Source organism: Nonomuraea sp. B208 (assembly GCF_057536035.1).
The window spans coordinates 1-12221 of the sequence record NZ_BAAJOU010000026.1; the positions used below are offsets into that span (position 1 = coordinate 1).

Annotated in this window: 12 protein-coding genes; 9 read left to right on the forward strand and 3 right to left on the reverse strand. The window is 72.8% G+C overall.

Going from position 1 to position 12221, the window contains the following annotated elements; translation table 11 throughout:
• The coding region (locus AC27IY_RS31180; protein ID WP_487180068.1) for a hypothetical protein at positions 1-351 on the forward strand (351 nt) is incomplete at its 5' end.
• A 7-nt stretch (positions 352-358) separates the two neighbouring features.
• On the opposite strand, the gene AC27IY_RS31185 is transcribed toward AC27IY_RS31180, so the two are convergent.
• A complete protein-coding gene (locus AC27IY_RS31185) occupies positions 359-1252 on the reverse strand; it encodes a siderophore-interacting protein (protein WP_487180069.1) in 894 nt (297 codons plus the stop codon).
• Positions 1253-1554: 302 nt separating this feature from the next.
• Here AC27IY_RS31185 and AC27IY_RS31190 point away from each other — a divergent pair, with 302 nt between their 5' ends.
• Both AC27IY_RS31190 and AC27IY_RS31195 read left to right on the forward strand, forming a co-directional pair.
• Positions 1555-2697, forward strand: a complete 1143-nt coding sequence (locus AC27IY_RS31190; RefSeq protein ID WP_487180070.1) for a pectate lyase family protein — start codon at positions 1555-1557, stop codon at positions 2695-2697.
• A 148-nt stretch (positions 2698-2845) separates the two neighbouring features.
• On the forward strand, positions 2846-4906 hold the full coding sequence (locus tag AC27IY_RS31195) for an alpha-galactosidase (RefSeq protein WP_487180123.1): 2061 nt from the start codon (positions 2846-2848) through the stop codon (positions 4904-4906).
• A gap of 10 nt (positions 4907-4916) precedes the next feature.
• Here the strand turns inward: AC27IY_RS31195 and AC27IY_RS31200 are convergent, their stop codons facing one another.
• A complete protein-coding gene (locus AC27IY_RS31200) occupies positions 4917-5324 on the reverse strand; it encodes a hypothetical protein (protein ID WP_487180071.1) in 408 nt (135 codons plus the stop codon).
• Positions 5325-5520: 196 nt separating this feature from the next.
• Between AC27IY_RS31200 and AC27IY_RS31205 the strand changes: the two genes are divergently transcribed.
• Genes AC27IY_RS31205 through AC27IY_RS31230 form a run of 6 tightly spaced genes read left to right on the forward strand, consistent with a single transcriptional unit; the run spans position 5521 to position 11459 of the window.
• On the forward strand, positions 5521-6384 hold the full coding sequence (locus tag AC27IY_RS31205) for an STAS domain-containing protein (protein ID WP_487180072.1): 864 nt from the start codon (positions 5521-5523) through the stop codon (positions 6382-6384).
• Entirely contained in the window at positions 6384-6764 is a 381-nt protein-coding gene (locus tag AC27IY_RS31210) for an STAS domain-containing protein (RefSeq protein WP_344215448.1), read from the forward strand. The genes AC27IY_RS31205 and AC27IY_RS31210 overlap by 1 nt, the downstream gene beginning before the upstream one ends.
• Entirely contained in the window at positions 6761-7162 is a 402-nt protein-coding gene (locus tag AC27IY_RS31215) for an anti-sigma regulatory factor (protein WP_423470500.1), read from the forward strand. Before AC27IY_RS31210 ends, AC27IY_RS31215 begins: the two co-directional genes overlap by 4 nt.
• The gene (locus AC27IY_RS31220) at positions 7159-8160 is read left to right on the forward strand and encodes an ATP-binding protein (protein ID WP_487180124.1); all 1002 of its coding nucleotides are present in this window, start codon (positions 7159-7161) and stop codon (positions 8158-8160) included. The genes AC27IY_RS31215 and AC27IY_RS31220 overlap by 4 nt, the downstream gene beginning before the upstream one ends.
• A 25-nt stretch (positions 8161-8185) precedes the next feature.
• Positions 8186-9865 (forward strand): ATP-binding response regulator, encoded by a 1680-nt coding sequence (locus tag AC27IY_RS31225; protein WP_487180073.1) that lies wholly within the window; start codon positions 8186-8188, stop codon positions 9863-9865.
• Positions 9858-11459 (forward strand): SpoIIE family protein phosphatase, encoded by a 1602-nt coding sequence (locus AC27IY_RS31230; protein WP_487180074.1) that lies wholly within the window; start codon positions 9858-9860, stop codon positions 11457-11459. Before AC27IY_RS31225 ends, AC27IY_RS31230 begins: the two co-directional genes overlap by 8 nt.
• Positions 11460-11475: 16 nt before the next feature.
• Here the strand turns inward: AC27IY_RS31230 and AC27IY_RS31235 are convergent, their stop codons facing one another.
• A complete protein-coding gene (locus tag AC27IY_RS31235; protein ID WP_344215440.1) occupies positions 11476-12216 on the reverse strand; it encodes a GntR family transcriptional regulator in 741 nt (246 codons plus the stop codon).
• Positions 12217-12221 lie beyond the last annotated feature (5 nt).

The following is a 12221-nucleotide window of genomic DNA, read 5'->3' on the forward strand; positions in this document are numbered from 1 at the left end:
CCGGCGGACGAGGTGGACGGCATGGACCGTACGGCCTTCGCCGAGGCCGTACGGGCGGTGGTGTGCCCGCCGGGCGCGGCCGGCGTCGAGGGATTCGCGGACGGCGCGTCCCTGCTCGTCACCGTCACCGACGCCGAGGCGTCCGGCCGCAACACGCTGATGCTGGACCTCGGGCGGGTGCTCGACCTGTACGCGGAGGCGCGCGAGAAGCGGCCCGACGCGACGCCGGGGGAGGTGCTGGGCGAGGTCGTGCCCGGCATGCTCGCCGCCGGCGGCCCGGGCCTCACCTGGGTACGCCCCCCGACCGAGCAGGAGCGCCACACCGTGACGACGGCCTGCGCCCCAGCCTGAGCCGGCGTCAGCCGCCGCCCTCGGCGCGACCCTCGCGCCAGTACCCCATGAACGCGACCGCCCGCCGATCCATCCCCCGCTCGCCCACCAGATGACGCCGCAGCGTCTTGATCACGCCGGCCTCGCCCGCCAGCCACGCGTACAGCGGGTCGGCGGCGTCCTCCTCCGGCACCTCCCACAGCTCCTCGGCGTCCACGTCCACGTCGCTGAAGCCGTTCGGGCCGGCGCCGGGGGACGTCAGCAGCCGCCCGGCGGCGGCCTGGACGGCGGGGATGAGCTGGGCGCCGCGCTCGCCGCCGTTCCTGGGGAGCCAGCCGACGCGCACCGAGCAGGAGGTCTCGACGGGCAGGGCGTCGTCGTCGAAGGGCACCTCCAGCAGGGCCTCGCCGGTGACCCCGGCGGGCAGGCGCTCCAGGACGGAGCAGATGGCGGGCACGGCGGTCTCGTCGCCGGCGAGCAGCACGGTCGTGCTGCCGGCGGGCAGCCGGAACTCCAGCCCGCCGTGCACCCCGTCGTAGCGGGCGTCGGGCCCGAGGATCGCGACCTCGTCGCCGGGCTGGACCCGCTCCGCCCACTGGGCGACCGGCCCGCCGTCGGGGTGCATGACGACGTCAACGTCCAGCTCCCTGACGTCCGCCCGCACCTGTCGCGCGGTGTAGGTGCGGATCGGGTTGCGCCTGGTGTCCTCGAGCTGCCGCCACTGCTGGTACCAGTCCGGCCCGGACGGCAGGTACGACAGCCCGCAGCCCGGCAGCGGCAGAATGAGCTTGATCCGCTGGTCGTAGCCGTTGTCGGCGAAATGGCCGAGGTCGTCCCCGGTGAACGTGACCCGCAGGAACGACGGGCTCAGCCGCTCAAGCCGGTCTACCTGGACGTGGAACATGTGAAACGGCGAGCTCATCCCCGACTCCTCCAACAAAATTAGGCGAGCCTAACCTAAACGATCGCCGGAGGAGCCGGCTACCGCACGCACAGCCACAGTCGATGCACGCATCGGACTCGCCGCAGGTCACAAAGCGGATCATCGATCCCGACAAGCTGCTGTCATGAAAGTTTCAGTGACGTTTGACAGTCGGAAAGCGCTTACCTATGTTGTGGCGTGTTCGCTCTCACGTACGTCGATCACGTATGTGAACGGATGCTCGCTGGGGGGACACCATTCGCGGACCTGACGGTCCGCTAGGGCCAGCAAGGAGCAGAATCGTGCGACACACATCCATCGGCAGAACGGGCGCGGTCCTCACGGGCGTCGTCACCCTCACCGCCTCCGCGGTGACCGGCGTCGTCATGGCCTCGGCGGCGGCCGCCGCTCCGGCGCCCGGAGCGTACACGCTCGTGAACGCGCACAGCGGCAAGTGCGCGGGCGTGGAGGGCGCGAGCACCTCCGCGGGCAAGGCCGCGCAGGAGAGCTGCGCCGGCGGCTCGTCCCAGACCTGGACGGTGACCGGGTCCGGCGGCACCGTCAGGATCGCCAACGCCAACGGCAGCGCCCCGAACGACCTGGTCGGCTGGGCCACGCAGGGCGGCGGCACCACGGGCGGCGGCGGCACGAGCCCGACCACCGTCACCTCCTCCTCGGCCCTGACCAGCGCCCTGTCCGCGAGCGGCTCAGGGGTGATCCGGGTCTCCGGCACGATCTCCTGTTCGGGCATGCTGAAGGTCGGCTCGAACAAGACGATCATCGGCAACTCCGGCGCCGTCATCTCGGGCTGCGGGCTCAACATCTCCAAGGCGTCCAACGTGATCGTGCGCAACCTCACCTTCAGGAACTGGAACGACGACGCCATCAACGTCCAGTACTCGACCCGGGTGTGGATCGACCACAACAGCTTCAGCAACGGCTACGACGGCGCGGTGGACGTCAAGCGGGCCAGCGACTACGTCACCATCTCCTGGAACAGGGTCAGCTCCCACGACAAGACGATGCTGCTCGGTCACGACGACGGCAACGGCTCGGAGGACCGCGGCCACCTGCGGGTGACGTACCACCACAACTGGTTCGACGGCACCAACCAGCGTCACCCGCGGGTGCGCTTCGGCAACCCGGTGCACGTCTACAACAACTTCTACGGCAACATCGGCAGCTACGGCGTGGCCTCGACGCAGGAGGCGGGCGTGCTGGTCGAGGGCAACTACTTCGAGAACACCGACGACCCGTTCCACCGGGGCGAGGGCGACTCCGGCCCGGGCAACCTGGTGGCGCGCAACAACTGCTTCGTCAACTCCGGCAGCGGCCAGGCCGGCGGCAGCGTCGCCTCCATCCCCTACTCCTACACGCTGGACACCCCCTGCAACGTCAAGTCCATCGTGACCGCGGGCGCGGGCGCCGGGCGGATCTCCGTCTGAACGCCGTCCCCGCCCTGATCGAGGCCCCTCCGGCGACCGCCCGCCGGAGGGGCCTTCCCTCGCCCCGGCGGAGCCGGGTTCGATAGCGTCTTTCCGCGCGTCACACCCCCTGTGCCTGTTGCGTAAGGAGCCCGGCTTGTCCTACCTGATGCTGTCCGCCGCGGATGTCGCCCTCCTGCTCGACGCCTCCGGCCCCGGCCTGCCCCGCGTCCGCCACTTCGGCGCCGCGCCCGGCACGGACGACGGGGCCGAGCTGCTTCCCCTGCTGGCGTCCCTGGTGAGCGCGCCGCCGCTGCTGCCCGCGCAGGGCGACGGCTGGTACGGCCGCCCCGGCCTGGCGGGCTCCCGCGACGGCGAGCACTGGCCGGTGCGCTGGACCCTGGGCGGCGCGGACGTCGCGGCGGAGCCGGGCAGGGGCGGCACGGTGACGATCACCGCGGCCGACGAGCGGGCGGGCCTGGCGCTGGTGAGCGAGCTGGGCATGGACGCCCACGGGGTGGTGACGCTGCGGCACACGGTGACCAACACGGCGGCCTCGCCGTACCGGCTGGCGAGCCTGGTGTGCGCGCTGCCGATCCCGGCGCGGGCCGGCGAGCTGCTGGACTTCACCGGGCGCTGGGCGCTGGAGAAGGTGCCGCAGCGGCGGGCGTTCGCGCACGGCGTGTGGAGCAGGGAGAACCGGCGCGGCCGGACCGGGCACGACGCGACCGGCCTGCTCGTGGCGGGCACCGAGGGCTTCGGCTTCCGCTCCGGCGAGGTGTGGGCGGTGCACGCGGGCTGGAGCGGCGACCACGTCCACTACGCCGAGCGCCTGCAGGAGGGGGCGGCGCTGCTGGGCGCGGGCGAGCTGCCCGAGCCCGGCGAAATCGTCCTGCGGCAGGGTGAGAGCTACCGCACCCCGCTCGTCTACTTCACCTGGTCGGCGCAGGGCCTGGACGCCGCGAGCGCCCGGCTGCACGACCACCTGCGGGCCGCCCGGCCGCTGCCGGTCCGGCCGGTCACGCTCAACAACTGGGAGGCGACCTACTTCGACCACGGCCTGGACCGGCTGCTGGAGCTGGCCGAGCGGGCCGCGGCGGCCGGGATCGAGCGGTTCGTGCTCGACGACGGCTGGTTCCGCCACCGCCGCCACGACCGGGCCGGCCTCGGCGACTGGTACGTCGACGAGGGCGTCTGGCCGCACGGCCTGCACCCGCTGGCCGAGCGGGTGCGCGGGCTCGGCATGCAGTTCGGCCTGTGGTTCGAGCCTGAGATGGTCAACCCCGACTCCGACCTGGCCCGCGCCCACCCCGACTGGGTCCTCGGCCGGGCCGAGCGCCTGCCGCCGCCGCACCGCAACCAGCAGACGCTCGACCTGGCCCGGCCGGAGGCGTACGCGTACCTGCTGGAGCGGATCGACGCGCTGATCAACGAGTACGCCCTCGACTACATCAAGTGGGACCACAACCGCGACATCGCCGAGCCCGTCCACGACGGGGTGCCCGGCGTGCACGTGCAGACCCTCGCGGCCTACCGCCTGCTGGACGAGCTGCGCGCCCGCCATCCGGGGCTGGAGATCGAGTCGTGCTCGTCGGGCGGCGCCCGCGTCGACTACGGGGTGCTGGCCCGTACCGACCGGGTGTGGACCTCCGACAGCAACGACGCGCTCGACCGGCAGGCCATCCAGCGCTGGACCGGGCTGCTGGTGCCGCCGGAGCGCATGGGCGCGCACGTCGGCGCGCCGCGCGACCACATCACCGGCCGGTCGCTGCCGCTGGCCTTCCGCGCGGGCACCGCGCTGTTCGGGCACATGGGTGTGGAGTGGGACCTCACCTCGGCGAGCGAGGCGGAGCTGGAGGAGCTGGGCGTCTGGATCGCGCTGCACAAGCGGCTGCGGCCGGTGCTGCACGCCGGGCGGGTGGTCCGCGCCGACCATCCCGACCCGTCGGCGCTGCTGCACGGGGTGGTGCTGCCGGAGCGGGCGGTGTTCGGCTACGCGCAGCTGAGCTCGCGGCCGGAGTCGGCCCCCGCGCCGCTGCGGCTGCCCGGCCTGGACCCGGCCGCCCGCTACGAGGTGCGCGTGGCCGGGCCGGTGCCCGGCTCCGCGCTCATGCCGTCGTGGGCGGACGGACCGGTGCGCCTGCCGGGGGCGGCGCTGGCCGAGCTGGGGCTGCCCGCGCCGGCGCTCCAGCCCGCCTCGGTGGTGGTCATCGAGCTGGAACGGGTCTGAGCCGCCGCGGCTATCGGGGCATGTTGTAGGGGTAGGGGGCCGGGTACGCGCCGGGCGCGGGCTGCCAGGCCGCCCAGTCGATCCGTACGCGCTCGCGCCGCTGCCGGTCCACCCTGACCGGCAGCACCGCGCCGGGCGCGAGGATCCCCATCGGGATGCGCGGCACCGACTGCCGGTGCGTGACCCGGTAGACCTCGCCGTCCGCGCCGCGTACGGCGAGCACGAAGCGCACCACCGGCCGTTCGTTGACCGACATGCCGGTGTCGGTCACGGACTCGACGACGGCCTGCGTGGGGACGCCGGTGGCGAGCAGCTGCCGCCCGGCCCGCGCCGCGACGGCGATGGGCACCCAGACCCCGGCCGTGATGAGCATCGTCACACCCGCGATCGTCAGCGGCAGCCACGTTACGGAGCTCACTGTCTTTCCCCGTTCTTCCTGTTCTCCGACCTTCCTGGCCTTTTCTAGGCAAGGTGGTTTGCATGCCGCTTGATCAGCGCTTGCGAAATACCGGCTTCCGGGCGCGCCGCCGACGGGAACGCATAGAGGCGGAGCGAAAAGCCCGGTAGCCTTCGTGTCGATTCATGACAAAACACCCCATCTTCGGGAGCACACCTTGACAGCTCACGGCGACGCCGGCCAGCTCCGCGTGGCGGAACTCCTGCGGGCGCAGGAGGAGACCGTCCTCAAGCGCTGGATCGACCTCGCGGGCGCCACCGTCGGTGGCAGGGCCGACCGCAGCGTCCTGGCCGGGCGGCTGCGCGAGATCTACCAGGCCCTGATGCAGTTCATCGGTGAGGGAGGGGACGCCTCCGACCTGCGCGGCCTGCTCGCCGACCTGTCGCGGGCGCAGGCCAGGGAGGGCTTCACACCGGCGGAGACCGCCGCCGTGGTGTTCAGCCTGAAGGAGGCGGTGTACGGGCTGGTCGAGGCGGAGGACGACGTCGAGACCCTGCGCGGCTACATCTGGCTGGCGCGGCACATCGACGACCTGGGCCTGTTCACGTTCGAGACCTTCGTCAGCGCCCGCGAGAAGATCATCACCGACCAGGCCGAGCAGCTCCTGGAGCTGTCCACGCCGGTGGTCAAGCTGTGGGACGGCATCCTCGCGGTGCCGCTGGTCGGCACGCTCGACTCGGCCCGTACGCAGGTCGTCATGGAGAAGCTGCTCCAGGGCCTGGTGGAGACCGGCTCCGAGCACGCCGTGATCGACATCACCGGCGTGCCGGCCGTGGACACCCAGGTGGCGCAGCACCTGCTCAAGGCCGTGGTGGCGGCCCGGCTCATGGGCGCCGAGTGCGTCATCTCCGGCATCCGCCCCCAGATCGCGCACACGATCGTCACCCTCGGCATCGAGTTCGGCGACATCGTCACCAAGTCCTCCCTGGCCGACGCCCTCGCCTACGCGCTGCGCAAGAGCGGCGTGCAGGTCACGCAGCGGGCCGACAAGCACGTCGTCGTCGGGCTGGAGCGGGCCTGATGGAACGTGTCCCCGTTCTCAAGCTCGGCGACCTCCTCATCGTCTCCATCCAGATCGACCTGCAGGACCAGAGCGTGCTCATGCTGCAGGAGGACCTGGCGGACGCGATCGTCGACAGCCGGGCCCGCGGGGTGATCATCGACATCACCGCCGTGGAGATCGTCGACTCCTTCATCGGGCGCATGCTCTCGACCATCGCGTCGATCTCGCGGATGCTGGACGCCGAGACGATCGTCGTGGGCATGCGGCCCGCGGTCGCGATCACACTGGTCGAGCTCGGCCTGTCGCTCGGCGGCGTGCGCACCGCGCTCAACCTGGAGAAGGGTGTCGCGATGCTCAAGGAACGCGACGGAGCTGACCCGGCAGCGGTGCCGGAGTGACGCCCGTTCTAGAGCTCCCCATCGCGGGCAACAGCGACGTGGTCATCGTGCGCCAGCAGGTGCGCAACAGCGCCCAGCAGGTAGGCCTGTCGCTGGTCGACCAGACCAAGGTGGTCACCGCGGCCAGCGAGCTCGCCCGCAACGCCCTGATGTACGCCGGGGGCGGCCGGGTGCGGATCGAGGTCGTCAACAACGGCGTACGCGACGGACTGCGCCTGGACTTCACCGACGAGGGTCCCGGCATCCCCGACCTGGACCTGGCCCTGACCGACGGCTGGTCCACGGGCGGCGGCCTCGGCCTGGGGCTGAGCGGGTCACGCCGGCTGGTGGACGAGTTCGACCTGGAGTCCAGAACCGGCGAAGGGACGCGGGTCACGGTGATCAAGTGGGCGAGATGATCCGCTCCGGGGACGAGCCCTGGGTCCGCATCGAGGACGCCAGCGCCATCGGGGCGGCCCGCAGGGCCGCGACGACGCTGGCCGAGGCGTGCGGCTTCGACGAGCAGGACCGCGGGCGGGTGGCCGTCGCCGTCAGCGAGGCGGCCTCCAACCTGGTCAAGCACGCGGTCGAGGGCACGATGCTGATCCGGGCCCACCCCGAGGCGGCGTCCGCCGTCGAGGTGGTCGCCCTGGACAAGGGGCCGGGCATGCGCGACGTGCGCAGCGCCGTGCGGGACGGCTACTCCACCGCGGGCACGCTCGGCGTCGGTCTCGGCGGGATCGCCAGGATGGCCTCGGCCCACGAGGTCTATTCCCTGCCCGGACGTGGCACGGTGGTGACCATGTGCTTCACCGCCACCGACGTGCCGGCCCCCGACTCCCGGGTGAGCGGGCTGACCCGCCCCATCGGGGAGGAGGTCGTCTCGGGCGACGCTTTCGCGTACGTCGAGAGCCGCGGCACGGCCATCTGCCTGATGTGCGACGGCCTCGGCCACGGCCCCGCCGCGGCCGCCGCCTCCCGCGAGGCCGTGCGGGTCTTCGAGCAGCAGCACCACCTGCCCGTGCTGGAGCTGCTGGAGCGCATCCACAAGGCGCTGACGGGCACCAGGGGCGGCGCCGTGGCCCTCGCCCGGCTGGACCGTGAGCGAGGGGTGGTCCGCTACGCCGGGCTCGGCAACGTCTCGGGCTGGATCGTGCACGCCGAGGGCCGCCAGGGCATGATCTCCGTGCCGGGCATCGCCGGGCACCAGCGCAGCCGCCTGCGCGAGTACGAGTACGCCGTCCCGCCGCACAGCGTGCTCGTCATGCACTCCGACGGGCTCTCCGACCGGTGGGACCCGGTCTCCTTCCCCGGCCTGGCCTCCCGTTCCCCGGTCGTCGTGGCCGCCACCCTGCTGCGGGACGCCGGCACGCGCAGGGACGACGCGGCCGTGCTCGCCGTGAGGACGGCTCCATGACGCGCGGCCTCAGGAGGAGGGCGCCGTGAGGGCGGCTCAGCTGACCACGGTCACCGTCGCGGGCGAGCAGGACGTCTTCGCCATGCGCCAGGTGGGCCGCGAGGTCGCCGCCGCGCTCGGCATGTCCCAGCAGGATCAGATCCGGGTGGCGACCGCGCTCAGCGAGCTGGGCAGGGAGATCGTCATCGAGGGCGCGTCCGGCATGGTGGTCGCCTTCGCCCTCGACTTCGACGACCTCGTGATGGAGGTGAGCTTCCCCGGTGCCGCCGCCCGCCACGTGGCCGAGGGCGTGACCATGGCCGGGCGGCTCATGGACGTGGTCGACGCCGGCGAGCGCGGCCGGGTGGTCCTGCGCAAGCGGCTGCCGGCGAGCGCGTCCGCGCTGTCGGTCGCGCAGATCCGCACCAAGGTCAACGCCATGGCGCCGTCCAGCGCGCTGGACGAGCTGCGCCAGCAGAACCACGAGCTCGCCTCGACCCTGGAGGCGGTCCGCCAGCTCAACGCCGAGCTGGAGGAGACCAACCAGGGGGTCATGGCGCTGTACAACCAGCTCTCCGCCGAGCTGGAGGAGACCAACCGCGGCGTCGTCGCCCTCTACGCCGAGCTGGACGAGAAGTCGATGCAGCTGCGCGAGGCCAGCGACGCCAAGAACCGGTTCTGGGCCACGGTCAGCCACGAGCTGCGCACGCCGCTCAACTCGATCATCGGCCTGGTCCGGCTGCTCACCGGCCCCGGCGGGGACCCGCTGGGCGAGGAGCAGGCGCGGCAGATCGAGCTGATCGGCTCCTCGGCCGAGACCCTGCTGGCCCTGGTCAGCGAGCTGCTCGACATCGGCAAGGCCGAGTCGGGGCGGCTCGACCCGCAGTTCACCACCGTCGACCTCGTCGCCCTGGCCGAACGGCTGCGCATGACGGTGGGGCCGTCGCAGAGCACCGACCGGGTCACGCTGCGCGTCGTCGTCCCGCCGCCGCCGTTCACCATGCCGGCCGACGAGGCGATGCTCACCAGGATCCTGCGCAACCTGCTGGCCAACAGCCTGAAGTTCACCCAGGAGGGCGAGGTCGTGCTGGAGATCGCCCACGACCCGGCCGCCGGCGAGACCGTCTTCACCGTCTCCGACACGGGCATCGGCATCCCGGCCGAGCACCTGGAACGGGTCTTCGAGGAGTTCTACCAGGTGCCGGGGCCGGCGCAGACCCGCGCCAAGGGCACCGGCCTGGGCCTGGCGTACGCGCGGCGGCTGGCCCAGGCGATGGGCGGCACGCTGACCCTGGCCAGCACGCCGGGGGAGGGCACCACGGCGGTGCTGCGGCTGCCGTACGAGTCGCACGACGTGCCCGTCGCCCAGCGCATCCTCGTCGCCGACGACGACGAGAACTTCCGCGCCGGGGTGCGGCGCATGCTCACCGGGTTCGCCGCCCACATCGACGAGGCGCCCGACGGCGCCGCCGCGCTCGCCGCGATGGCCGCGGCGCCGCCCGACCTGGCCCTGCTGGACCTGCTCATGCCCGGCCTCGACGGCACGGCCGTCCTGCAGCGCATGGCCGACGACGAACGGCTGCGGAACGTCCCCGTGATCATCGTCACGCTGGCGCAGGCGCACCGGCGTCCCGAGCGGGCCGAGGCCGTGCTCGGCAAGCAGGGGCTGCGCAGGGACGTGCTGCTGAACGCCATCCGCCAGGCACTGGGGAGCCGTGATGAGTGACGCGACGCCGCAGGAGGCGACGATCCTCGTCGTCGACGACACCCCGACCAAGCTCTACATCCTGTCCAGCTGGCTGCGCCGGGCCGGGTACGCCGTGGTCGAGGCCACCGGCGGCCTGGAGGCGCTGCAGCGCATCGCCGAGCTCCATCCCGACCTGGTGGTGCTCGACGTCCGGCTGCCGGACATCTCCGGCTACGAGGTGTGCGAGCGCATCAAGGGCGACCCCGCGACGTCCTCGATCCCCGTGATCCAGATCTCCGGCGCGGCCATCACGGCCGCCGACCGGGCGCTCGGCCTGCACCGGGGCGCAGACGGCTACCTGGCCGAGCCGGTCGAGCCGGACGAGTTCGTCGCCACCGTGGAGGCGGCCCTGCGCTACCACCGGGCGCGGCAGCGGGCCGAGCGCCTGGCCGCCCGCCTCGGCGCGCTCACCGACCTCACGCTGGCCATGAACGCCGCCCAGACCTTCGACGAGCTGCTGTCGACCGCCGTCTCGGGCACCAGCCGCATCCTGGGGCGCAGTGCCGGGGTGGTGGCTCTCGCGCCCGACGGGCGTACCCGCAGGCTGACCGCGCTGCCGCCAGAGGGGACCCCCACGTTCAGGACGGTCCAGCCGCCCGTGCTGCAGTTCCTCGGCGAGCGGGCCCTCGGCCAGCGGGCCGGCACCGAGTTCCTCATCATCCCGCACGACTACTGGTCGGGGATCGCGCCCGACACCCCGTCCCGGCTCGACATCACGGCCGTGCTGTCGCGCACCAAACGCGACCGGCCGCCCGTCCTGCTCGGCGTGGAGCCGGACCCCGAGCTGGACGAGGACGAGCTGAGCATGCTGCGCCAGCTCGGCCAGGCCGTGGCGCTGGCGGTGGAGGCGCTGCGCGCCTACGCCGAGGAGCACGCGATCGCCCTGACGCTGCAGCGCAGCCTGCTGCCCTCGCGCGTCCCCCAGGTGCCGGGGCTCGACATCGTCTGGCGCTACCAGCCGGCGGTGGACAACGTCGAGGTGGGCGGCGACTTCTACGAGGTGCTGCAGCTGGGCGAGCAGGTCCTGGTCGCGGTCGGCGACGTCCAGGGGCACTCGCTGCTGGCCGCCACCGTGATGGCCGAGCTGCGCCACGCGCTGCGCGCCTCGCTCATCGGCAAGGTGGAGCTCGACCAGTCGCTGTCGCTGCTCAACGACGTGCTGCGCCGCTACCACCCGCGGATGACCGCGACCGTGTGCCTCACGCTGCTCGACCCGGTGACCGGCGAGGCGCAGATCGCCAACGCGGGCCACATCCCGCCGCTGCTGCTCGACGGCGACGGCGGGGCCCGCTACCACGAGCGCTTCGGCAACCTGCTCCTCGGCGTCGCCGAGGAGGTCTACCGGATCGACCGGGTCGTGGTGCCGCCGGGCGGGGCGGTGCTGATGTTCACCGACGGGCTCGTGGAGGACCGCGACAAGTATCTGGACGACAGCCTGGAGATCGCCCGGCGCGCCGCCGAGGAGATCGGCGACGACATGGACGAGGCGGCCGGCCGGCTCATCGACACCTTCGGCGCGCGGGAGGACGACGTCGCCCTGGTGATCGTCCGCCGCCACCCGCCGGCCGAGTGATGACGCGGGGCACGGCTCACCGCTCGATGAGCGTGACCTCCAGGGAGTAGTGCGAGGCGCGGTAGACGTGCGAGCCGTGCTCGACCGCCCGGCCCTGGTCGTCGTAGGTGGTGCGGACCATGGTGAGCAGCGGGGCGCCGCGGCGCTCGGCCAGCAGCCGCGCCTCGGCCTGGGAGGCGGCGCGGGCCCCGATGCGCTGGTTGGCCACCCGCATGCGCACGCCCGCGCCGCGCAGCAGCTCGTACAGGCCGCGGGTCTGCAGGTCGGCGCGGGTGAGCTGGGCGAGGCCCGGCGGCAGCCAGTTGTGCAGCACGGCCAGCGGCTCGCTCGCCGCGAAGCGCAGCCGCTCCAGGTAGAGGATGTCCGAGCCCGGCTCGACGCCGAGCACGGCGGCGACGTCCTCGTCGGCCGTGCGCGGCTCCAGCGCCAGCACCTGCGTGGCCGGCTCCTGGCCGGCGCGGCGCAGGTCGTCGTAGAGGCTGGTCAGCTCGACCGAGCGCTTGACCTGGCCGTGCACCACCTGCGTGCCGACGCCCCGCTTGCGGACCAGCAGGCCCTTGTCCACGAGGTATTGGATCGCCTGGCGGATCGTGGGCCGCGACAGGCCGAGCCGGTCGGCCAGCAGGATCTCGTTGTCCAGCCGCGAGCCAGGAGGCAGGTCGCCTCGCCGGATGGCCTCGGCGATCTGCTCGGCCACCTGGAAATAGAGCGGCACGGGGCTGGATCGATCCAGGTCGATCGCCAGATTCGCGGTCATGCTGA